Origin of the sequence: Variovorax davisae (genome assembly GCF_030316845.1) — a bacterium.
In the GTDB taxonomy this organism is placed as follows: Bacteria; Pseudomonadota; Gammaproteobacteria; order Burkholderiales; family Burkholderiaceae_C; genus Variovorax; species Variovorax davisae.
The window spans coordinates 329,484-351,113 of the sequence record NZ_JASZYS010000006.1 but is presented as its reverse complement, the minus strand read 5'-3'; the positions used below and the strand labels follow the sequence as shown (position 1 = coordinate 351,113).

The 21,630-nt window shown below is 70.9% G+C and carries 18 protein-coding genes; 2 read left to right on the top strand and 16 right to left on the bottom strand.

Annotation, left to right across the window (positions count from 1 at the left end; all coding sequences use genetic code 11):
- Nucleotides 1–61: 61 nt before the first annotated feature.
- The 14 genes from QTI33_RS16570 to QTI33_RS16505 all read right to left on the bottom strand — a co-directional run bounded on the left by QTI33_RS16570 (nucleotide 62) and on the right by QTI33_RS16505 (nucleotide 16,659).
- Complete coding sequence (locus tag QTI33_RS16570) at nucleotides 62–1,069, bottom strand: YeiH family protein (protein WP_286507198.1); 1,008 nt, start codon at nucleotides 1,067–1,069, stop codon at nucleotides 62–64.
- Nucleotides 1,066–2,709, bottom strand: coding sequence for a 3-(methylthio)propionyl-CoA ligase (locus tag QTI33_RS16565; protein WP_286507197.1), 1,644 nt, complete (start codon nucleotides 2,707–2,709; stop codon nucleotides 1,066–1,068). Before QTI33_RS16565 ends, QTI33_RS16570 begins: the two co-directional genes overlap by 4 nt.
- A gap of 49 nt (nucleotides 2,710–2,758) precedes the next feature.
- Nucleotides 2,759–4,120, bottom strand: coding sequence for an MFS transporter (locus QTI33_RS16560; protein WP_286507196.1), 1,362 nt, complete (start codon nucleotides 4,118–4,120; stop codon nucleotides 2,759–2,761).
- 15 nt (nucleotides 4,121–4,135) lie between these two features.
- Entirely contained in the window at nucleotides 4,136–5,107 is a 972-nt protein-coding gene (locus tag QTI33_RS16555; protein WP_286507194.1) for a quinone oxidoreductase family protein, read from the bottom strand.
- A gap of 61 nt (nucleotides 5,108–5,168) precedes the next feature.
- Nucleotides 5,169–5,732 (bottom strand): RBBP9/YdeN family alpha/beta hydrolase, encoded by a 564-nt coding sequence (locus QTI33_RS16550; protein ID WP_286507193.1) that lies wholly within the window; start codon nucleotides 5,730–5,732, stop codon nucleotides 5,169–5,171.
- Nucleotides 5,733–5,752: 20 nt separating this feature from the next.
- Complete coding sequence (locus QTI33_RS16545) at nucleotides 5,753–6,811, bottom strand: beta-keto acid cleavage family enzyme (RefSeq protein ID WP_286507192.1); 1,059 nt, start codon at nucleotides 6,809–6,811, stop codon at nucleotides 5,753–5,755.
- A gap of 34 nt (nucleotides 6,812–6,845) precedes the next feature.
- On the bottom strand, nucleotides 6,846–7,694 hold the full coding sequence (locus QTI33_RS16540; protein WP_286507286.1) for a TauD/TfdA dioxygenase family protein: 849 nt from the start codon (nucleotides 7,692–7,694) through the stop codon (nucleotides 6,846–6,848).
- 205 nt (nucleotides 7,695–7,899) lie between these two features.
- Nucleotides 7,900–10,674 (bottom strand): winged helix-turn-helix domain-containing protein, encoded by a 2,775-nt coding sequence (locus tag QTI33_RS16535; RefSeq protein ID WP_444814848.1) that lies wholly within the window; start codon nucleotides 10,672–10,674, stop codon nucleotides 7,900–7,902.
- Nucleotides 10,643–11,569, bottom strand: a complete 927-nt coding sequence (locus tag QTI33_RS16530) for a DUF2950 domain-containing protein (protein WP_286507190.1) — start codon at nucleotides 11,567–11,569, stop codon at nucleotides 10,643–10,645. The genes QTI33_RS16535 and QTI33_RS16530 overlap by 32 nt, the downstream gene beginning before the upstream one ends.
- A 20-nt stretch (nucleotides 11,570–11,589) precedes the next feature.
- On the bottom strand, nucleotides 11,590–13,050 hold the full coding sequence (locus QTI33_RS16525) for a DUF3300 domain-containing protein (RefSeq protein WP_286507189.1): 1,461 nt from the start codon (nucleotides 13,048–13,050) through the stop codon (nucleotides 11,590–11,592).
- 79 nt (nucleotides 13,051–13,129) lie between these two features.
- Nucleotides 13,130–13,480 (bottom strand): hypothetical protein, encoded by a 351-nt coding sequence (locus tag QTI33_RS16520; protein ID WP_286507188.1) that lies wholly within the window; start codon nucleotides 13,478–13,480, stop codon nucleotides 13,130–13,132.
- Nucleotides 13,481–13,514: 34 nt separating this feature from the next.
- On the bottom strand, nucleotides 13,515–14,888 hold the full coding sequence (locus QTI33_RS16515) for a TolC family protein (protein ID WP_286507187.1): 1,374 nt from the start codon (nucleotides 14,886–14,888) through the stop codon (nucleotides 13,515–13,517).
- Nucleotides 14,889–14,893: 5 nt separating this feature from the next.
- Nucleotides 14,894–16,114, bottom strand: coding sequence for an HlyD family secretion protein (locus QTI33_RS16510; protein WP_286507185.1), 1,221 nt, complete (start codon nucleotides 16,112–16,114; stop codon nucleotides 14,894–14,896).
- Nucleotides 16,114–16,659 carry a DUF3302 domain-containing protein gene (locus QTI33_RS16505; RefSeq protein ID WP_286507184.1) on the bottom strand — a complete coding sequence of 182 codons (546 nt, stop codon included), beginning with the start codon at nucleotides 16,657–16,659 and terminating at the stop codon, nucleotides 16,114–16,116. The genes QTI33_RS16510 and QTI33_RS16505 overlap by 1 nt, the downstream gene beginning before the upstream one ends.
- Nucleotides 16,660–16,768: 109 nt before the next feature.
- Between QTI33_RS16505 and QTI33_RS16500 the strand changes: the two genes are divergently transcribed.
- Entirely contained in the window at nucleotides 16,769–17,233 is a 465-nt protein-coding gene (locus QTI33_RS16500) for a universal stress protein (protein WP_286507183.1), read from the top strand.
- A gap of 56 nt (nucleotides 17,234–17,289) precedes the next feature.
- On the opposite strand, the gene ppk2 is transcribed toward QTI33_RS16500, so the two are convergent.
- On the bottom strand, nucleotides 17,290–18,156 hold the full coding sequence (ppk2, locus tag QTI33_RS16495; protein ID WP_286507182.1) for a polyphosphate kinase 2: 867 nt from the start codon (nucleotides 18,154–18,156) through the stop codon (nucleotides 17,290–17,292).
- Nucleotides 18,157–18,287: 131 nt separating this feature from the next.
- Here ppk2 and QTI33_RS16490 point away from each other — a divergent pair, with 131 nt between their 5' ends.
- On the top strand, nucleotides 18,288–20,048 hold the full coding sequence (locus tag QTI33_RS16490) for a SulP family inorganic anion transporter (protein ID WP_286507181.1): 1,761 nt from the start codon (nucleotides 18,288–18,290) through the stop codon (nucleotides 20,046–20,048).
- Here the strand turns inward: QTI33_RS16490 and QTI33_RS16485 are convergent.
- Nucleotides 20,034–21,626 (bottom strand): aspartate:alanine exchanger family transporter, encoded by a 1,593-nt coding sequence (locus tag QTI33_RS16485; RefSeq protein WP_286507180.1) that lies wholly within the window; start codon nucleotides 21,624–21,626, stop codon nucleotides 20,034–20,036. The genes QTI33_RS16490 and QTI33_RS16485 overlap by 15 nt on opposite strands.
- Nucleotides 21,627–21,630: the final 4 nt, after the last annotated feature.

The window sequence follows — 21,630 nt, the reverse complement described above, 5'->3', positions numbered from 1 at the left end:
CCGCTGGTATCGCCCCCTTTGAGGGGGGAAGCGCCGCAGGCGCTTCGGGGGGTGTTTCAATCTAGATCCAGCGAATCAGCGCGATCGCCAGTATGGCGAGAAACACCGTTTCGCCCAACATCAGGACGACGGGCTTCAGTCCCACCGTGGCGAGGTCGCGCAACTGCGTCTTCATGCCGATGCCGGCGATGGCGGCCACCAGGAACCAGCGCGAGCAGTCGCTGCCGGCGTCGGCCAGCAGCTTCGGAATCCAGCCGGTGCTGTTGACGGCGACCAGCAGCGCGAAGGCAACGGCGAACCACGGCAGCAGCGGCGGGCGCGGGCCCCCGGCCCCCTTGCCGGCGGCGCGCGTGCACATCACGGCGAAGACGATCACCGGCAGCAGCATCGCCACCCGCATGAGCTTGACCAGGGTGGCGATGTCGCCGGTGTCCTTCGACATGCCGTAGCCGGCGCCGACCACCTGCGCCACGTCGTGGATCGTGGCGCCGAGGAAGATCCCGGCGGCGCGCTCGTCGAGCCCGAGGGCGTGCGCGATCATCGGATAGGCGATCATGGCGAAGGTCGACAGCGCCGAGACGCCGACCACCGTGAACAGCGTCGCGCGCTCCTTCTGCGGATGCGCCGGCAGCGCCGCCGCCAGCGCCAGCGCGGCCGATGCGCCGCAGATCGCCGTGGCGCCGCCGCTGAGCAGGCCGAACAGCGACTGGAAGCCCATCAGCTTGGCGACCACCATCGACACGCCGATGGTCAGCACCACCGACAGCACCACCAGCAGCACCGGATGCCAGCCCAGCGCCACCACCTGCGCGGCGGTGATGCGCAGGCCCAGCAGCGCCACGCCCCAGCGCAGCACCTGGCGCGCCGTGAACTCGATGCCGGGCTTGCAGGCGCCGTCGACCGAGAGGAAGTTCATCGCCATTCCGAGGATCAGCGCGAACAGCATCACCGGCGCACCGTAGTGCTGCGACAGGAAGGTGGCGGCGGCGGCGACCACCGCGCAGGCCAGCACGCCGGGAAAGAGCGTGCGGCTGCGCGCCGGCCAGGCAGCGACGGACAGGGCGGTCATGCGAACCTCAGCCCGCCGTCGGCCATGAGGTGGTCGCCGTAGGCGTCGCGCAGCAGGTTCTTCTGCACCTTGCCGGTGGCGCCCAGCGGGATGCGCTCGACGAAGACCACGTCGTCGGGCGTCCACCACTTGGCGATGCGGCCGTCGTAGAAGCGGATGAGTTCCTCGCGCGTCAGATCCTGCCCCGGCTTCTTCACCACGATCAGCAGCGGGCGCTCGTCCCACTTGGCGTGGCGCGCCGCGATGCAGGCCGCCATCTCCACGGCGGGATGCGCCATGGCGATGTTCTCGAGGTCGATGGAGCCGATCCATTCGCCGCCGGACTTGATCACGTCCTTGCTGCGGTCGGTGATCTGCATGAAGCCGTCGGCGTCGATGGTCGAGACGTCGCCGGTGGGGAACCAACCCTTGACCAGCGGGCCCGCGTCCTCGCCCTTGAAGTAGCCCGAGATCACCCAGGCGCCGCGCACCATCAGCTCGCCCGAGGCCTTGCCGTCCTGCGGCAGCTCGGCGCCGTCGGCACCGACGATCTTCATGTCGATGCCGAACACCGAGCGGCCCTGCTTGGACTGCAGCGCCAGGCGCTGCTCGGCGTCGAGCGACCGGTGGCAGGGCTTGAGCGTGCACACCGCGCCCACCGGGCTGAGCTCGGTCATGCCCCAGGCGTGCAGCACCTGCACGTCGTAGCGCTCCTGGAAGGCGCGCATCATGGCGGGCGGACAGGCCGAGCCACCGATGATGGTGCGGCGCATGGTGCTGAACTGGAGGCCGTTGCTCTCCACATGGGCGAGCAGGCCCTGCCACACGGTGGGCACGCCGGCCGAGACCGTCACGCCCTCGGCCTCGAACAGCTCGTGCAGCGACTTGCCGTCCAGCCACGGGCCCGGGAACACCAGCTTGGCGCCGACCATGCACGCGATGTAGGGCAGGCCCCAGGCGTTGACGTGGAACATCGGCACCACCGGCAGGATGACGTCGTTGGCCGAGCAGTTCAGCGCATCGGGCAGTGCCGCCGCATAGGTGTGCAGCATGGTCGAGCGGTGGCTGTAGAGCGCGCCCTTCGGGTTGCCGGTGGTGCCGGAGGTGTAGCACAGCGACGAAGCCGCCTTCTCGTCGAACACCGGCCACATGAAGTCGGGCGAGTGGTCCTCGATCAGTTCCTCGTAGCACAGCAGGTTGGGCACCTTCGACTCGGCCGGCATGTGGGCGCGGTCGGTCATGGCGACGAAGGCCTTGATGGTCGACACGCGCGAGGCGATGGCCTCGATCAGCGGCAGGAAGCTCAGGTCGAAGAACAGGATCTCGTCTTCGGCGTGGTCGGCGATCCACACCACCTGGTCGGGGTGCAGGCGCGGGTTGAGCGTGTGCAGCACCGCGCCCGAGCCGGAGGCCGCGTAGTACAGCTCCATGTGGCGGTAGCCGTTCCAGGCCAGCGTGGCGACCCGCTCGCCCTTCTCGATGCCGCGCGCGGCGAGCGCGTTGGCGAGCCGGCGCGCACGCTGGCCGAGCTCGCGGTAGGTGTAGCGGTGCAGGTCGCCTTCGACGCGGCGCGAGACGATCTGCTGGTCGCCGTGGTGGCGCTCGGCGTGGGTGAGGAGGCTGGAGATCAGCAGCGGCTGATCCATCATCAATCCGTTCATGGCGGGTTCCGTTCGTTCGTTCAATTGGACAGGGGTGGCGCGGCGCGGCTCAGGCCGGGACGCTGCGGGGGGCGCCGACCGGCGCGGGTGGGGTGTCTTCGTCGCGGCTGTCGCCGGCGCTGCGCAGGTCGGCCCCGTAGCTGCGCGAGGCAACCATGAAGGCCCAGGCGGCCAGCAGTCCGAAGACCGGCATCGCCATCAGCGCGCTCTCGAGCGTCCACAGGTCCGACAGCGTGCCGGCGATGAGCGGGCCCACGGCCAGGCCGAGCAGGTTCTGGAACAGCGACAGCACCGAGGCGCCGGTGGCGCGGATGCCGGGGTGGATCACGTCGATCACCACGGCGGCGACCACGCCGACGGTGCAGGTCATCAGGAAGCCGCCGAGCGCGAACAACGCGAACTGCGCCTGCCGCCCGAGCTCCAGCCCGAGGTGGCCGGCGCCGAAGGCCAACGCCAGCACCGCCGCCGAGGCCACGCACACCGCGGCCGTCACGTGCAGCTTGGCGGCCGGATTCTTGCGGCCGGCGCGGTCGGCGACCGCGCCCCACACCACGCTGCCCAACGCGCCGCACAGCACCACCAGCGCGGCCTTCATGCCCGCCTGTTCCGGCGCCATGCCATGCATGCGGTTGAGGTAGCTGGGCATCCAGGCCCAGATGGCCGACACCAGGATCAGCTGCGCCGGTGCGCCGAGGCACACCCACAGCAGGGTGCGCGAGCGCGCCAGCCGCTTCACGATGGCGCGCGCCGCGCCCTGGGTCGAACGGGTGGCCTGTTCGATGCGCGGCGTCAGCGCCACGGTGCGGTAGTCGCGCACCCGGGTGTAGAGCAGCGCCAGCAGCAGGCCCGGCACGCCGACCACGCCGAAGGCGGCCTGCCAGCCCCATTGGGCGGCGATGAGCCCGCCGAGCATCACGCCCAGCACCGAGCCGACCGAGGCCGAGGCGAAGAAGGCCGCCATCAGCGCGCCGCGCATGCGGGCCGGAAAGTGGCTGGCGATGAGGGCCGCGCCGACCGCGCCGTAGCCCGCCTCGCCCAGCCCCACCGCGGCACGCGCGGCCAGCAGCTGGCCGTAGTTGCGGGTGAACATGCAGCTGATCGAGGCCAGGCTCCAGATCGTGGCCATCGCGACGATGCTCTTCACGCGGCTGAAGCGGTCGGCGAACAGCGCGATCGGGATCGCGCCCAGCGCCACCGTCACCGAGACGGCCGACACCAGCGCGCCGAGCTGCTTGTCCGACAGGCCCCAGGCCTCCTTCAGGTGCGGGAACAGCGACACGATCACCTGGCGGTCGATGTAGTCGACCATCATCAGGCCGATGGTCATGGCGAAGGCGAACCAGGCCTGGCGCGGGCCGATCAGGTAGCCGTCGGCCGCGCCCGGCTTGGCGTCGTGGGAATGCAGGTCCATGGTCTTCCCCTGGCCTCAGGGCACCAGCACGGTCGCGCCGGTGGTCGCGCGCGACTCGAGCGCGCGGTGCGCGTCGGCGGCGTCGGCCAGGGCGAAACTCTGCTTGGGCTCGCTCGCGATGCGGCCCGCCAGCACATGGCCGAACAGCTCCTCGGCCATCGACAGCATGTGGGCGCGCGGCGTGATGTAGTGCATCATCGCCGGCCGCGTGACCCAGATCGAGCCCTTCACCGCCAGCGTCTGCGAGTCGATCACCACCGGCCCCGAGGTGGTGCCGTTGCTGACCAGCGAGCCGCGCGGCTGCAGGCTGTCGAGCGAGGCCTCGAGCGTGTCCTTGCCGACCGAGTCGTACACCACCGGCACGCCCTTGCCGTCGGTGAGCTCGCGCACCCGCTGGGCGATGTTCTCGCGCGAGGTCACGATGGTGTGGGTGCAGCCGTTGGCGCGGGCGATGGCGGCCTTCTCGTCGGTGCTGACGGTGCCGATCATCGTCACGCCCATGGCGCGCGCCCACTGGCAGGCGATCAGGCCGACACCGCCGGCGGCGGCGTGGTACAGGATGGTCTCGCCGCCCTTCAGCGGGAACACCTGGCGGAACAGGTACTGCGCCGTCATGCCCTTCATCATCAAGGTCGAGGCCGTGCGGTCGGAGACGCCATCGGGCAGCGGGATCAGCACCTCGGCCGGCATCACGCGCACTTGCGAGTAGGCGCCTTGCGGGCCGACCAGGTAGCCCACGCGGTCGCCGACGCGGATGTCCGTCACGCCGGGGCCCACGGCCTCGACCACGCCGACGGCGTCGGAGCCGAGCCCGTTGGGCAGCGGCAGCGGATAGCGGCCGGTGCGGAAATAGATGTCGATGAAGTTGACCGCGATGTAGGTGTGGCGCACGCGCGCCTGGCCCGGGCCGGGTTCGCCGACGTCGACGTTCTCCAGCCTGAGGACTTCGGGTCCGCCGGTTTCATGAAAGCGAATGGCCTGGGCCATGGTGTGTCTCCTTGGATTCTTCAAAAGTGGCCGGCAGCGTGCGGGCCGTCCGGAAAGGGATTCAGCGGTGCGAGAGTTCGGCGATGAACAGCTCGGCGCGGGGCCAATCACCGAAGCCCGACGCGGGGTTCAGGTGGCCGACCTCGCCGAGGTCGACCAGGCGGCTGCCCCAGTCGCGGGCCAGTTCCGCCACCCGGCCGTAGTCGGCCAGCGGATCGTTGCGGCTGCCCGCCACGATGCTCGGGAAGGGCAGCGTCCGGCGCGGCACCGGCAGCCAGCCGCTGGCGCGCAGTTCCTCGAGCGTGGGATAGCCCGCGGGCATCGGCCGGTCGAAGTCCGGCGGCGCGGCGAGCAGCGCGCCGTGAACCGCCCGCTTGGTCTGGCGCGCCCAGTGCGCGACCATCACGCAGCCGCCGCTGTGCGCCACCAGGATCAGCGGGCCTTCGACGGCCTGCGCCTCGCGCTCGATCGCGGCCACCCGCGTCGCGCAGTCGAGGTCGGCCCGGCCCATCGGGGGCACGCAGCGCACCTGGCGGCCGCGCGCCGCCAGGCGGGCGGCCAGCAGCGTCTGCCAGTGCGCGTCGACGTGGTCGCGCAGGCCGGGGACGATGAGCACGGTGGGCATGGGGTGCGCTCCGTTCACCTTCAGGCCACGCGGCGCAGGTAGCCCTGCTGGCGCCCCTTCGGGTTGGGCGCGAAGCCGTTGGCCGCCAGCGTCTCCTCGACGGTGTCGTAGAACACGCCGATCTTCAGGATCTCGCGCGCTTCCTTGCCGTTGGCGACCTCGCGGCCGAACTCGCGCGCCATGCGCACCAGCTGCTCGATCTGCTGCACCGATGTCATCTTCTCGCTGCGCGACTGGTTCCAGAGGTTGTCCTCGATGCCGCAGCGCACATGCAGGCCCAGCGCCATGCCGATCATGTTGATCGGCAGCACGTTGCGCATGCTGCTTTCCACCGTCAGCATCGAGCCGTCGGGGATGGCGCGCAGGAAGTTCGTCAGGTTGTAGGGGTTGGGCGCGTCCATGCCGCCGCTGATCGCCACCCAGTTCATCACCAGCGGGCCCTTGTAGACGCCGCGGCGGATCAGCCGCTCCACCGTCTCGTAGCTGTTGATGTTGTAGAACTGGAAGGCGCTCTGGATGCCGGCGGCGCTCAGGCGGCGCACATGCTCCTCGATGAAGCCGGGGCCCGAGGGCACGATCATCTCGCGGTAGGCAGCGTTGGTCTGCGCTTCGGCCAGCGAGGTGCCGGCGATGTCTTCGGCCTCCATGTGCTCCAGCACGTTCATCTGCGTCGTGTTGACGGTGACCGTGACCTGGTCCGGCTTCGGGTCGAGCTCGGCCAGCATGTGGCGCGTGTCGTCGTGCAGCCACTTGGCGTTGGCGCCGTCGTTCTCGGGCGCGAAGGAGATCGAGCCGCCGACCTGGATCACCATGTCGGGCACGGCCTTGCGGACGCCGGCGATCAGCTCGTTGAACATCGAGAGGCGCTTGGAGCCCTTGCCGTCCAGTTCGCGCACGTGCAGGTGCAGCACGCTGGCGCCGGCGTTGTAGCAGTCGACCGCCTTCTGGATCTGCTGCGCCATGGTCACCGGGATGTCGTGCGGGAAGTCGGAGGGGATCCACTCGGGACCGTAGGGCGCCACGGTGATCACCAGCTTGTCCTGGTTCTCCGGGAAGAGGGAGCCGTCGAGGAAGTTCATGGTTGGTCTTTCGGTTGGGTGTTGAAGAGGAATCTCAGTACGTCGCCGTGCCGACGATGCCGGCGCGTTCCATCTTTCGGTGGCAGGGCGGGTAGTCCATGACGGCGTAGTGCTGGGTGCTGCGGTTGTCCCAGAAGGCCACGCTGTTCTTCTTCCAGCGCCAGCGGACCTGGTACTCGGGGATCGCCGCCTGGCTGATCAGGTAGTTCAGCAGCAGGCTGGCGCCCGGCGCGTGGTCCTGGCCGAAGCGCACGTTGGCCGCCGTGTGGTGGTTGGTGAAGTGCGTGGTGAAGGCGTTGACGAAGAGGATCTTCTCGCCGGTCTCGGGATGGGTGCGCACCACCGGGTGCTCCGCATCGGGAAACTGCGCGTGCAGCGCCAGGCGCTTGCCGACCGGCATCGCGGCGCCGAAGCTGGCCTCGATGCTGTGGCGGGCGCGCAGGCCCTCGATCTTGCGCTGGATGTCTTCCGGCAGGCGGGCATGGGCCTCGGCCATGTTGACCCAGATGGTGTCGCCGCCGACCGGCGGCGTTTCGACGCAGCGCAGCACGCAGCCGAAGGGCGGCTTCTCGCGCCAGGTGGCGTCGGCGTGGAAGGCGTTCTCGTAGCGGTCGTTCGGCGTCTCGGGCGACTTGTAGATCCGCACCAGGCCGGGGTGCTCGGGGTCGCTGCCGGCCACGGGATGGTCTTCGAGTTCGCCGAAGTGGCGGGCGAAGGCCACGTGCTCGGCGCGCGAGAAGTCCTGGTCGCGCAAGAACAGCACCTTGTGCCTGAGCAGCAGGGCGCGGATCTCGGCCACCGTGTCGGCGTCGCGCGAGGCCGCGCCGAGGTCCACGTTGCGCAGTTCGGCGCCGATGGTGCAGGTCAAGGGCTCGACCTGGATGGATGTCTTCAGCGCCGCGCTGGATACCACGGCGGGTGCGCCTTGGAGCGGCGCGGCTTCGGTTGTCGAGGGCATGTCTTGTCTCCGTCTGGTGGGAGGTCGCTGGAGCGCGAATTCCCAAGCCCGAAGAATAGGATTCGGCGCCCTTCCAGACCCCCTCCTTGCAGGAGGGGGGGAGGGCCCTCCCGCCCAGGGCGGCGCCCGGCTAGGGCGCCGGCTGGAGCAGCCCGAGGATGCGGGCGCGGACCACGACTTCCTTGCGCGTGCCGGCGTCCAGCTTGGCCAGCAGGTTCTTGACGTGCCACTTGACCGTGGTCTCGCCCACCTGCATGGCGCGCCCGATCTCCTTGTTGGACAGGCTGCGCGCCAGCAGCTCCATCACCTCGCGCTCCTTGGGCGTCAGCACCATGCCGCGCACGGCCGGGGGCCGGGGCGCCTCGGCGGCCGGCGCCGGGCGCGCCGGGGCGGCCATGGCCGGCGCCATCGGCGCGTGCTCGTCACCGCCGGCCTGCCGGGCCCAGGCGCCCAGGTCCGGATGGGCATCCTCGAAAATACGCACCAGCCCGTAACTTTGGGCCAGATCGATCGCCTCGCGCAGCATCGGAGCGGCGCCTTTCTCGCCGCAACGCTCGAGCGCGAAGGCGCGCAGGCCGAGGATCTCGATCTCCACCCGTCCCTGCCGCACCACCTGCATGAGTTCGCTGGCCTGGACCAGCGGCGCCAGCGCACCGCGCCAGTCCTGGGCCGCGATCGCCGCGTAGCCTTGGGCCAGCCCGCGCATCCCGTCCACGCTGCGGCGCCAGAGCCGCCCCTGCGGCAGGGCCGGGTCGGCCAGCAGGGCGTCGATGCGCTGGCACAGCTCCCGGCAGCTCTGCGCCCGGTAGCGCCGGGCATGCAGGCGCACCTGCTCCACCAGGCTGGCGATGCGCAGCCGCGGCAGCGCGCGCGCCGAGCCCACCGCGTCGAGCGCGCCGAGCAGTTCCACCGCCCGGTGCTCGGCACCGTCGGCCACCGCCATGCGGGCCATCGTCCGGTAGGCCAGCAGCAGCGCTTCGGGCAGCCCGCTGCGCTCCAGCACGTCGAGCCGGTCGGCCAGCAGCGCGGCGGCATCGACGGGGCGGCCGCGCTCCCACAGCGCGGCGGCGAGCAGGGCGGCGAGCATGCAGACGAAGCTGTTGCGCCGCCCCAGGTCGGCTTCGGCACTGGCCACGGCCGGATGCAGCAGGCTCTCGACCAGCCGGACCTGGCCTTCCCAGACGTACGAGAGGGCGATGATGAGCTCGCCCCAGCGTCCGATGAAGCCCTGCCCGCGGCCGAAGTCTCCGCGCGGCGACTGCTGCTGGCGCAGCCGCGCCAGCGCCGGGTCGCCCTCGAGCAGCGTCCGGTAGGCGGTGCGGTTGGCGTGCACCTGCAGCAGCAGCGGGTCGCGCAGCGGCGGCGCCTCGGCCCACGGATCGTGCAGCGCCGCGAAGCGGTCCGGGTCGTCGGCGAACACCGCGCCGCCGCTCAGGATCAACGCGCATTCGCAGCGCAGGGGGGCATCGGGCGCGTGCTGCGGCTGGGCCAGGATCCGGTCGACCAGCCGGCCGGCATCTTCATGGCGTTCGCTGGTGGCGAGCGTCCAGGCGGCGGCCAGCAGCAGCCGCGGCCGGCGGTCCAGCTCCTCGGGCGGCAGTTGCGCCAGCCATTCGAGCACCACGCCCTGCCGGCCGTGGGTCATGATCGATTCGTAGAGGCTGCGCTCGGCCAGCTCGTAGGCCCGCTCGCGCTGGCCGGCGACCAGCGCGTGGCGGGCCGCGTCCTCGAGCATGCCGCGCTCGGCCAGCCAGGCGGACGCCCGGGCATGGGCCCCGGCCTGCGCATCCGGCGGCAGCGCGGTGAAGCCCTCGCGCAGGACGTCGCGCGCCAGCGCGTGCATGCGCAGCCAGTCGCCCTGCTCCGCCGCCACGAACACCGGCGTGTCGCGGCTCAGCCGGGCCAGCCGCTCGGTGGCATCGTCCATGCCGGCGACCTGCCGGCACAGTTCCGGATGCAGGTGGTCGAGGATCGCGATGCGCGTCAGGAACTCGCGGTCGCGGGCTTCGAGATTGGCCAGCAGCATCGCCAGGAACTGCTCGCGCAGCTGCCCGCCGAGCACACCCATGCCCGCCACGTCGGCCCGCGCGTCGCTGCCGCGCGCCAGCACGGTGAGCGAGAGCTGCAGCCCCAGCGGCCAGCCCTCCGTGAGCGCGTGCAGCCGGGCGGCGGTGTCGTTGTCGACGCCGGCGCCGAACCGGCCCTGCACCAGCTCCAGCGTCTCCTCGAGCCTGAACCGCAGCATCGCGGGGCCGACCACCATGCACTGCCCATAGGCGATCAGGTCGTCGATGTCCAGGTTGCAGTCGGGCCGGCTGGCGATCACGGTGCGCAGGTTGGGTGGCGCATTGCGCAGCAGGTAGGCCAGCGCCTCGCGCGAAGCCGCCGGCAGGCGTTCCGCCTCGTCGACGACCAGCACCACGTCGAGCGCCGTCTGCGCCAGCTCGGCCAGCCAGATGGTGATGCCTTCGAGGCCGCTCGGCGTTGCCGCGTCGAGCAGCACGTGGCCGAAGGTCGACCGCCCCGCCGCCCGCCGGACCGCCAGCGCCAGCGCCTGCGCCAGCCGCTGCGGCGTGTCGCGCGCCTGCGCCGAGACCCAGGCCACCACCCGGCCGTGCGCGAGATGCTCGAGCCGCCATTGGGCCAGCAGCGAGGTCTTGCCGAAGCCCGCCGGCGCCTGCAGCAGGATGGCCGGGACATCGCGGAACGCGGGCTCGGCCGCGAGCAGCCGCGGCCTCGACACCAGATGGCGCGGCACTCTCGGCGGCGAAACCCGCAGCAGCAGGTCGTCGCTGCCGCCGTCGGGACGGGTGGTGTCGGGAATCAATCGGGCCCTCGCTGCGTGAAGGGCGCCGCCAGCGCTGCGCCCGGGCCTACTGTACGTCGACCTTTCTCCAGCCCGCATCGGGGTCGAACCAGGTCATCGCCCGTGCGGCGGCGTCGCTGCCGGCGCCGAGGTTCTTCTCGTAGAGCACGCCGTCGTGGTTGACCATGAAGCTCATCACGCCGGTCTCGCCGTACTTCACCGGCCAGGCGACCAGCGCGAAGCCGCCGCGCATGCGCTTGCCGATGACGTAGTCGTAGGCGCCGCCGGGTGCGTTCGGGCCCTGCGCCTTGAGGATCTTGAAGTGGTAGCCGTGGTAGCCCTCGCCGGGCCGGGCCGAGGCGTAAAGAGGGCCCAGCGGGCTCTCCGCCTCGCCCGGGCCGGTGTGCCAGTACAGGCCGTCGTGCTTGCCCGGCGCGCTGGCGAACTTCTGCGCGTATTCGAGCACGCCGTTGCCGTCGCGGTCGACCTGCGCGTACTCCCGCTGGGCATCGAAGTAGGCGAGCGCGGCCCGCATGGCGGCCAGCTCGTTGCGCCCGATGCGGCGGGTCTGCATCTGGTCGGCGCCGGCACGCGGGTCGAAGCGCCAGCCGCCCGCGCCCTTGACGATCGGGATCGGCAGCGTCCAGCCGCCTTCGCCCGCCGCCAGCAGCGCGCGGTCGGGCCCGTCGGGCACCACCTTGTGCTGCTTGGCGTAGGCGCCCAGGAAATCGTAGATGTCCTCGCGATCGACTTCGCCCGCCGGCACGAAGCGTCGCCAGTCGTTGCCGAGCACCGTCTGCAGCGCCTTCTGGTCGTTGTCCGCCAGCGCCCGGAAGAAGGCCTCGGAGGCCGCCTCGGGACTGGGGTAGGCGCGCTGCGCGAATGAGGGTGCGGAAAGAGCCAGCGCCAGTGTGGCGACCGCTGCGGCCGCTGCCGCCCTGGTGCGCATCGGATTCAGCATGTTCGAGCCTCGCATGAAGTGGAGTGGGTTCATCGCCGTCATCGCACGTGCGCCTAGCGCCGGCCTCCGCCGCCGCCGCGTCCGCCGCCACCACCGCCCCTCATGCCGCCGCCACCGCCGCCGGCGCGGGCGCCACCGCCGGCATGGGCGCCGCCATAGGATCCGCCGCTCGGGCGCGCACCGCCGCCGGCATGCGCACCGCCCCCTCCATAGCCACCGCCGCCCGCGCGCGCGCCGGCGCCGCCGCCACCGGCCCCGCCCATCGACTGGCGGCTCGCGTTGCCGCGATCGGCCTGCTGCCGCGCCTGGGCGCCGCCGTCGCCCGCGCCGCGCAGGGCGTTGTCGGAACCGCCACGATGCTGGACCTGCTCGCGGCCGCCGGCGCCGCCGCGGTCGAAGCCGCCGCCCTGCCCCTGCCCGCCGCGGTCAAGGCCGCCGCCGGCCCCGCCCTGGCCGCCCCGCTGGCCGCCGCGGTCGACGGCCTGCTGCGCCCGTTCGCGGGTGCCGGGGTCGTTGCGCAGGTTCTCTCGGCCCTGACCCGGGTCCATGCCCCGCTGCTGCAGCGAGGACTGCGCCTGCTGCCGCTGCGCATCGCGGCCCGCGTTGTCGCGGCCGCGGTAGTCCTGGCGCTGGCCCGGATCGCCGGCGTTGCGGCCGTACTGCTGCTGGCTGCGCGAATCGCGGTACGGCACGCCCTTGCGGTTGGCGGCGTTGTGCTGGAAGTTGGTCTGGTTCGCCGAAATCTGGCGATTGCTGTTGATGCTGTTGTAGCGGTTGACGTTGACGTTGACATTGCCGCCGCCCCAGTTCGCATTGCCCCAGAGCGCGCCCACGGCGGCCACGCCGACGCCGAAGGCGATGCCCGTGGCGAGCGCGGCACCCGGGTAGTAGGCCGGATAGGGCGGGTAGTAGTAGGGCGGGTAGGCCGGATAGGGCCAGGCGCCATAGACCACGGTCGGGTTGTAGGCCGGCACGTAGACCACCTCCGGGTTGGTGGGCTCGATCTTGATCACCGTCTGCTGCGTCTGCGGCTCCTGCTCGACGATGACCTTCTGCTGCTCGGTGGTCTTGAGGCTGCCCTGCTGCTGGGCCTTGGTCCGCAGCCGCTGGGCCGAGTCGAGCACGTCCTTGGACGAGGCGAGGAAGGCGTCGCCGAGATTCTGCGTCCAGTCGGGCTGGTCGCCCATCATCTGGATCACCTGCGGAAAGGCGACCAGCGACTGCACGCTCGGGTCCCAGGGCTTGTCCTGCACCGCTTTCACGGCGGCATCGCCCTGCTGCTTGGAGTTGGCTTTCGACCATTTCGCGGCGTCGACCACGTCGGCCGGATAGGTGGCGGCCATCAGCACCTGCGACAGCAGCGAATCCGGATAGAGCGCGATGGGCGCCATCATCTGGTCGAGCTGTTCCCGGCTGAAGGTGGGCGCCTGCTGCGCCGTCACCAGGGACGCCGACACCAGCAGCGAGATCGTCACTGCCAGCATGCGCGTGAAGCGGGTCGCAACAGAGAACATGGGCACTCCTCTTCGGGTTGGATGCAGCATACGGGGCTAGGCGAAAGGCCGCAATTGCCGATCCGTTGGCGGGACGGGGTCAGCGGCCCATGCGGGCGTCGTAGCTGCGCGAGATTCGATCGATGAGCGCGGGATCGCGCGCCCCGGTGGCGTCGAACTGGACCCGCACGCTGCCGTCCGCCTGCCGGCGCACGCTGGCCGACACCGTGGCGCTGCCCGCGCTGCCGATGATCATGCCCGCGGCGCGGTCTTCGGTCCCGATCGCCAGCCCCTGGTCGCGCATCGCGCCGGCTGCGGCCGAGAAAGAGCGGTCGAAGCTCGCCGGGGCCGCCACCGGCACGGGGTACGCGGGCGGCGGGTAGTAACAGCCACTGGCGATCAGGGCGGCACCCAACAGTGCGGCCCGCAAGAAAGTGATGCTGGTCTTCAATCGTGTCTCCCATCGGTGCGTGTACACCATCGCGCTAGACCCCGCCACCCAGGGCCAGGTACAGGTTCGTGCGCTGGGCCAGCTGCTCGCTCTGCACCCGCAGCCTCGAGGTCCGCGCCGCATAGAGCGCCAGCTGGCTCTGCTCGACCGTGCGCAGGTCCGCCGAACCCACCTGGTACTGGATCCGCGCCAGCTTGAGCGCCTCTTCGTTGTCGCGGATCGTGCTGGCCAGGATCGCCTCGCGCTCGCGCAGGATCGATTCCGTGCCCAGCGCGGTTTCCACCTCGCTGAACGCCTTCTGCCCGGCACGCGCATATTCGGCCACCGCCTGCTTCTGCTCGGCCGACCGGATCTCGACCTGCGCCCGCAGGGCGCCGCCCTGGTAGATCGGCGCGATCAGGTTCGCGCCCAGGCTCCACACCGGGCTGCTGACGTCCTTCAGCACGATCAGTTCGCTCGACACGTTGCTGCCGCCGGCCGTCAGGCTGATCTTCGGCAGTTGCGCCGCCTTGGCTTCGCCCACTCGGTTGAAGGCCGCGGCCACGCGGCGCTCGGCCGCCACCATGTCGGGGCGGCGCTCCAGCAGTTCGGACGGCACGCCGACAGGCAAGGGCGGCGGCATCGGCGCCAGCTGGTCGGCGACCGCGATCTCGGCCGCCGGGTAGCGGCCGACGAGCAGTTCGAGCGCGCGCAACGCCTGCTCGCGCGACAGCTCGACCTGCCTCAGCGTGTCGCGGTAGGTGCCGACGCTCGCGCGCGCCTGCGCCGACGACAACGCCGTGCCGCTGCCGACGCGCAGCCGGTCGTCGGCCATGCGCATCAGCGTCTCCGACGACCCGAGCGAATCCTTCGCGATCGCCCGCTGCATGCCGGCCTCGATCGCCAGGAACCAGCTCTTGGCGACCATCGCGGCCAGCGACTGGCGCGCATAGGCGAAGTCGGCCTCGGCGGCGGCAAGCTGCTCGCGGGCCGCCGCACTGCCATAGCGCACCCGGCCCCAGACGTCGAGCTCGAGCGACGCATTGAGGAAGATCCCGTCCAGCCCGCCGCCCCCGCCCGACTTGCCGCCGCCCAGGCCGATCACGCCCACCGACGGCAGCAGGCTGGCGGACGCCACCTTGACATAGCCCGCGGCCTGCTCGACCCGGGCCGCGGCGACCCGCAGGTCGGCGTTGTAGGCCAGCGCTTCGTCGACCAGCGCCGTCAGCTGCGGCTGCCCGAAGGAAGCGAGCCAGCGGTCCGCCACCGCCGCGGACACGCCGCCACCGGCCCGGAAGGCGTCGGGCAGCGGCGCCTGCGGCAGCACTTCGCTGCGCAGCGCGTCGGCCGTCGGCGGCGCCTGCAGTGCGCAGCCCGCCAGCGCCGCCGCGAGCGACGCTGCCAGGACCGAGGGACGAAGCGACGGCATGGACATCAGTGCAGTTTCAGCACGAGGTAGTTGGTGATCGAGCCGACGCGCAGGATCACCATGCGCAGGATATGGATCGCCGCGACATGCTCGGTGTAGATCGCGCCCTGCCCGTCCGCGCCGGCGGCGAGAAAGAGCCCGGCGTCGGGCGCGTCGACGATCAGCTTGACCGGAAAGCGGCCCGGCACCTGCGGGAACGCGCCGGTCTGCGGCAGGTTGCCCGATTGCGCCACCTGCCCCTGGCCCTGGGCCCAGACGATGGAATCGACCGTCGCGCCGATCATGCGGCCGGGATAGGTCTTGAGCGTGAACTCCGCCTTGTTGCCGGGCTCGACCAGCCGCAGCTCGTTCTGGTCGAAGAGCGCGATCACCTGGTAGGTCTCCTCGACGAAACTCATCGCCGGCGTCAGCGGAATCGAAGCGACGAAGGAGCCCGGCCGCAGCTGGACATTGATCGCATAGCCGTTGGAGGGCGCGAAGACGGCCGTCTGGTCGAGGTTCCATTGCGCGTTGCCGAGCTCGGCCCGGCTGAGGTCGACCTGGGCCTTGGCGGTCGCGAGCTGGGCCCGCGCGGTGGCGACCGAGGCCTGCTCGCCATTGACCTGCGCCGCCAGCCGCTGCGAGACCTGCGTCTCGCTCGCGGTCACCGAGGCGATCTGGCCCTGCAACTCGGCCAGCGTGGATTCGGCCTGCTCGAGCGCGAAGCGCTCGCCCGCGCCGGTGGCGACCAGTTCGCGGTTCTGGCGCACCCGCAGGCGGGCCAGTTCGAGCTTGGGCTGCAGCGCCCTGACCTGGCCGGTGGCGCCCTTGAGCTGCTCCTGCAGCTGGCGTGCGCCGGCCGAGGCATCGACCAGGGCCGCGCCGGCGGCCGCGAACTTCGCCTCGTCGGACGCCAGCTTGGCCTTGGCGGCGTTGAGCTCGTTCTCGTACTGGGTCGGGTCGATGCGAAACAGCAGCTCGCCCTTCTTCACCAGCCGGTTGGGCTCCACCGGCACCTCGAGCACGCGGCCGCGCACCTGCGGCACCACCTGCACCACGTACTTGAGCACGCGCACGTCGGCGGTCGACGGCGCGACGACATTGAGCGTGAGGATCAGGATCGACAGCGCGACGATCGGGATGATCACCACCGTGACCTGCCAGGCGGTGTTCCATGGCAGCCACTTGAGCTTGATGAAGATCAGCCAGACGAAGAAGGCATAGATGCCGAGGAGGAGGATGTCCATCAGATGCTCGCGTCTCTGGTGGCCTCTGCTTCGGCGCGCCGCGCCTGCAGCGCCGCGGCCAGGTTCCGGCGCACCTGCTTGAGTTCGGCGGACAGTGCGCCCTTGGCCTCCATCGCATCGAGTTCCTCGCGCAGGTGCGCGATCTCGTGCTCCAGCAGCTCGCCCGCGTGGGCCTTCTCGCTCTGCTCGCGGAAGTAGTCGTCGTGCTTCTCGGTGCCGTAGGCGGCCTGGTAGCCCACCGGCTTGACGAAGGCCCACAGCCAGGCCAGCGGCCACAGCATGCCGCCGAACACCAGCGAGAGCAGGCACAGCGTCTTGATGGCATCGCGCTGCGGGTGATGCCGCTTGTGCGCGATCTTCTCGGGCAGCACGTGCACCATCCAGAACAGCACGATCACGGCGATGGGCACCACGAAGACGACGAACCAGGCGATGCCGGTCGCGACGGAGGCCATCATCTCGGGCGGCAGGAAGGAGGCGTTCGCGGCCGGCGCCGCGGCGAGCGCGCCGAGGCCCAGCAGGTGCGGCGGGCGGAGGCGCTTCACTGCGGAGTCCCTGGATGCGAGAGTCATGGTGTTCCCATCAGGCCGGGTTGCAAGCCGTTGCCGGAAGCGTCACGATGCAGGCCGTCGATCGACGCAGCAAAGGCCGGCCATGTACCAGCGAATCCTTGTCCCTCTCGACGGCAGCGAGACCTCGCTGCGCGGGCTCGACGAGGCCGTGCGCCTCGCCCTCGCGCACGGCGCGGCGCTGCGGCTGGTGCATGGGCTCAACCGCTTCGGCCGCACGCCCGGCCATGCCTCGCACGCTTCCTATGCCACGCTGCTGCCCAGGATGAAGGAGGAAGGCGAAGCCCTGCTGCAGCAGGCCCGCCAGCGCGCCGAGCGCCTCGGCGCCGAGGCCGTGGAGACGCAGCTGCTGGCTTCGCTCACCCTGCACCTGTCGGAGCTGGTCGCGCAGGACGCCATGGACTGGAAGGCCGACCTCATCGTGGCCGGCACCCGCGGCCGCAAGGGCATCGAGCGCATCCTGTGGGGCAGCGAGGCGCAGCAGGTGCTGCGCCTCACGACGGTGCCGGTCCTGCTGGTCCAGGCGCCGGAGACCGCGGCCAGCGGGTAGGCAATTGAAGAGGGGCATGCGTGGGTTCCCGGTGTGGCGGGCTGGCCGGCTTCTCTTCAGAAACGCTCTTCGATGAAGCGCATCGGATGGTTGGACTCGCGGTAGCCTTCCGCCTTCTGCCGCTTGGGCAGCTTGACCTTCTCGCGATGCACCTCCCGGTACGGCACCTGGCCCAGCAAGTGCGAAATGATGTTGAGGCGGGCCCGGCGCTTGTCGTCGGACCGCGCGACGTTCCACGGCGCGAACTCGGTGTCGGAGGCCGCGAACATGTCGTCCCGCGCGCGCGAGTAGTCGTACCAGCGGCTGTAGGACTTGAGGTCCATCGGCGTCAGCTTCCAGATCTTGCGCCCGTCGTCGCTGCGCTCCTCGAGCCGCCGGGTCTGCTCCTCGGGGCTCACTTCGAGCCAGTACTTGATGAGGATGATCCCGGAATCGACCATCACCCGCTCGACCTTCGGGATCGCCTCGAGGAAGCCCTTGACCGCCTGGTCGCTGCAGAAACCCATGACCCGCTCGACCCCCGCGCGGTTGTACCAGCTGCGGTCGAAGATGACCACCTCGCCGGCCGCCGGCAGGTGCGGCAGGTAGCGCTGCACGTACATCTGGCTCTTCTCGCGCTCGGTCGGCGCGGACAGCGCGACCACCCGGAACACGCGCGGACTCACCCGCTCGGTGATCGCCTTGATGGTGCCGCCCTTGCCCGCACCGTCGCGCCCCTCGAACACGATGCACACCTTCAGGCCCTTGTGGACCACCCACTGCTGCAGCTTGACCAGCTCGACGTGCAACCGCTCGAGCTCCTTGTCGTACTGCCGGCGGCCGAGTCTGTCCTTGGTGGTCTCGCCATCCTTGGGCTTGGCCTCGTCGCGCACCGCAACGGCTTCCTGCTCCTGCTTGTCCGACGGTCGGTGTTTCTGCTGCATGGCGGCCTCGCTCGTCATTGTTGGCCGTCGAACGTAGCGCAGCCGAACGGGGGCGCAAATCCTACTTTGGTCGGATTTCCTCGCTGGCGCGGCGCGGCGCAAGCTGATCCACCTTCGAGAGGGCCGGCCGCATGTCGCACACCACCGGGCACCCCGCCACCGTTGGCGCGCAGGAGCCGTCGCTCACCCCCGCGCCCGCCAGCGGCTGGCGGGCGGCGTTTCCGCCCGCCCAATGGCTGGCGGCGTACCGCGCCGCCTGGCTGCCACGCGATGCCATCGCGGGCGTCACGCTGGCCGCCTATGCGATTCCGGTCTCCCTGGCCTATGTGCTGCTCGCCGGACTGCCGCCGCAATGCGGCGTCTACGGCTATCTGGCCGGCGGGCTGTTCTACGCCCTGTTCGGCTCCTCGCGCCAGCTCGCGATCGGTCCGACCTCGGCGATCTCGATCCTGATCGCGCCGACCATGACCGCCGCCATGGCCGCCGGCGATCCCGCGCGCGCCATGGAGCTCGCGGCGCTCACCGCGCTGGTGATGGCGGCGCTGAGCGTCCTCGCCTGGGTGCTGCGCCTGAGCTCGCTGATGAATTTCGTCAGCGAGACGATCCTGCTCGGCTTCAAGGCCGGCGCCGCGCTGACGATCGCGATGACGCAGCTGCCGAAGCTGTTCGGCGTCAAGGGCGGCGGGGAGCATTTCTTCGAGCGCATCGCGGTGCTCGCGGGCCAGCTGCCCGACACGCGCTTCGCGGTCCTGGCCTTCGGGCTGGCGGCGCTCGCCCTGCTGCTGGCGGGCGACAAGCTGCTGCCCGGGCGGCCGGTCGCGCTGGTCGTGGTGGTGCTGTCGATCGTGGCGCTCACCGTCACGCCGCTGGCCGGACTCGGCCTGCCGGTGCTGGGCGAGGTGCACCGGGGATTGCCCGAAATCCGGGTGCCGAGCCTGCACCTGCGCGACATCGACGACGTGCTGCCGCTGGCCTTCGCCTGCCTGCTGCTGGCCTATGTCGAGGGCGTCTCCGCCGCGCGCACGCTGGCCGAGCGGCATGGCGAGGCGATCGACGCCCGGCAGGAACTGCTGGGCCTCGGCGCCGCCAACCTGGCGGTGGCCTTCGCCCAGGGCTACCCGGTCGCGGGCGGGCTGTCGCAGTCCTCGGTCAACGACAAGGCCGGCGCGAAGACGCCGCTGGCGCTGGTCTTCGCCTCCCTCACCATCGGCTTGTGCCTGGTGTACCTGGCGCCGCTGCTGCGCAACCTGCCGAGCGTGGTGCTGGCGGCCATCGTGCTGGTGGCGGTCAAGGGCCTGTTCGACGTCCCGCAGCTGCGCGCGCTCTGGCGGGCCAGCCGCTACGAATTCGGCGTCGCCGCGATCGCCTTCGCCGGCGTGCTGGCGCTGGGCATCCTCAAGGGCGTGATGCTGGCGGCGATCGCCTCGCTGCTGCTGCTGATCCGCCGGGTCGCCCACCCGCACGTGGCTTTCCTCGGCCGCATACCCGGCACCCGCGGCCTCTCGGACATGGAGCGAAACCCGGACAACCTGCCGGTGGCCGGCGCGCTGGTGTTCCGGGTCGAGGCTGCCCTGCTCTACTTCAACGTGGAGCATGTGCAGGAGACGGTGATCGCGAAGGTCCGCGCCGCCACCGAGCCGGTGCGCCTCGTGGTCTGCGACCTGTCGACCACCGCCAACATCGACCTGGCCGGCGCGCGCATGCTGGCCAAGCTGCACGCGCAGCTGCACGCCGCCGGCATCGCGCTGCGGCTGGCCTCCGCGCACGCGGCGGCGCGCGACATCCTGCGTGGCGAGGGGCTGCAGGAACGCGTCGGCTATTTCGGGCGGCGCGTCACGGCGCTCGACGTGCTCGACGAATTCGAGGGCCGGGCCGCCTCAGCCGCTCAGTAGCGCCGGCACGATGTCGACGAACAGGATCTTGATGATCGTCATGCCCGGAAAGATCATCGCGTAGCCGATGTCCGGCTTGTCGGTCGGCGCCAGCTTGTTGGCGTAGGCGAGGATGGCCGGATTGCCGCAGGCTCCGGCCACGATCCCGGCCACCTCGTCGTAGGGCATCTTGAAGACGCCCAGGCCCAGCAGCAGGATCGGCAGCACCAGCGCCACCACCACGATCGCGCCGAGCCCCAGCATCAGGAAGCCCGTCTGCGACACCGTGGCGGCGAACTTGGGGCCGGAGGACATGCCCACCTGGGCCAGGAACAGCGTCAGGCCGAGGTTGCGCAGCACCAGGTTGGCCGACAGCGGGATGGTCCAGTTCAGCCCGCCGGTACGGCGCAGCTTGCCCAGCACCAGGGCCACGATCAGCACGCCCGACAGCCCCAGCGCGAGCTTGCCGACGCCCGGCAACGGGAAGTTGATCGCCCCGAGCAGAAAGCCCAGCGCCATGCCGAAGCCGATCGAGATGTAGCTGAACTCGGCCGTGCCCTTGATCGAATCGCCGAAGAACTTGCGCAGCGCGGCGAAGTCGTCGCGGTGCGCCAGCATGCCGATGCGGTCGCCGAACTCCAGCACCAGGTCGGGCCTGGGCATGATGTCGGCGTCGCCGCGCCGGACCTGGACCAGCGCGTGGGGCCGGCCTTCCGGCAGCTTCAGGTCGCCGAGGCTGCGGCCGACCACGGCCGCCCGGGAGGCGAAGATGCGCACGTAGTCGAGGTCGCGGCGGTCGCCGGTCACGCGGCCGCGGTGCACCTCGCCGAGCTGCTTCGCGGCCTGCTCCAGCGCCTCGCGGCTCGGCCCCGTGACCAGCAGCACGTCGTTGGCCGCCAGCGCCATCGAGCGCGAGGCCGGCAGGTTGTGGTGCGCCCGCCGCAGCGCCGCGATGTCGATGCCGGCGGGCAGTCCGGCGAGCAGGTCGCCGATCGTCTTGCCCTTCAGCGCCGATTCCTCGGGCGCGATCTCCAGCATCTCGATGCCGCCGCCCGTGGGCGCCTGGATCTTCGGCTTGAGGACCATGAAGCAGATGTACAGGAACAGGATCGGTCCCGCGACACCCAGCGGATAGGCCACCGAATAGCCCACCGCCGGGTCGTCGTTGCCCAGCTGCACGATGGCCGCCTGCAAGGTCGGCGTGCTGGTGCCGGCGCCCGCGAACAGCCCCAGCGCATGCCCGAGCGGCAGGCTCGACAGTTTCATGAACAGCACGCTCACGACGCCGGACAGCAGCACGCCCGTGAGGGCGATCAGGTTGGCCCGGCGCCCATAGGGACTCGTGAGCCCGATGAAGAACTGCTTGCCGTACTGCACGCCGACGGCATAGAGGAACAGCGCCAGCCCCAATGTGCCGACCATCGGCGCGGGCGCCGACTTGGGCGCCAGCCAGCCCATGAACAAGGCCACGAACAGCACCGCGCCGACGCCGAGCGAAAAGCCCTTGATGTTGACCTCGCCCAGCAGGTAGCCGAGCGCGATGGTGAGGAACAGCGCCATCATCGGCTGCTGCGCGAGTATGTTGCTCAGTGTCTCCAAGGTC

Coding starts and splice junctions, on each gene's coding strand:
- QTI33_RS16560 (WP_286507196.1), bottom strand. CDS start 4,120: ATGGACCTGCATTCCCACGACGCCAAGCCGGGCGCGGCCGACGGCTAC.
- QTI33_RS16525 (WP_286507189.1), bottom strand. CDS start 13,050: ATGTTCTCTGTTGCGACCCGCTTCACGCGCATGCTGGCAGTGACGATC.
- QTI33_RS16570 (WP_286507198.1), bottom strand. CDS start 1,069: ATGACCGCCCTGTCCGTCGCTGCCTGGCCGGCGCGCAGCCGCACGCTC.
- QTI33_RS16545 (WP_286507192.1), bottom strand. CDS start 6,811: ATGAACTTCCTCGACGGCTCCCTCTTCCCGGAGAACCAGGACAAGCTG.
- QTI33_RS16535 (WP_444814848.1), bottom strand. CDS start 10,674: ATGCGGGCTGGAGAAAGGTCGACGTACAGTAGGCCCGGGCGCAGCGCT.
- QTI33_RS16550 (WP_286507193.1), bottom strand. CDS start 5,732: ATGCCCACCGTGCTCATCGTCCCCGGCCTGCGCGACCACGTCGACGCG.
- QTI33_RS16500 (WP_286507183.1), top strand. CDS start 16,769: ATGTACCAGCGAATCCTTGTCCCTCTCGACGGCAGCGAGACCTCGCTG.
- QTI33_RS16565 (WP_286507197.1), bottom strand. CDS start 2,709: ATGAACGGATTGATGATGGATCAGCCGCTGCTGATCTCCAGCCTCCTC.
- QTI33_RS16530 (WP_286507190.1), bottom strand. CDS start 11,569: ATGAACCCACTCCACTTCATGCGAGGCTCGAACATGCTGAATCCGATG.
- ppk2 (WP_286507182.1), bottom strand. CDS start 18,156: ATGCAGCAGAAACACCGACCGTCGGACAAGCAGGAGCAGGAAGCCGTT.
- QTI33_RS16510 (WP_286507185.1), bottom strand. CDS start 16,114: ATGGACATCCTCCTCCTCGGCATCTATGCCTTCTTCGTCTGGCTGATC.
- QTI33_RS16515 (WP_286507187.1), bottom strand. CDS start 14,888: ATGCCGTCGCTTCGTCCCTCGGTCCTGGCAGCGTCGCTCGCGGCGGCG.
- QTI33_RS16490 (WP_286507181.1), top strand. CDS start 18,288: ATGTCGCACACCACCGGGCACCCCGCCACCGTTGGCGCGCAGGAGCCG.
- QTI33_RS16555 (WP_286507194.1), bottom strand. CDS start 5,107: ATGGCCCAGGCCATTCGCTTTCATGAAACCGGCGGACCCGAAGTCCTC.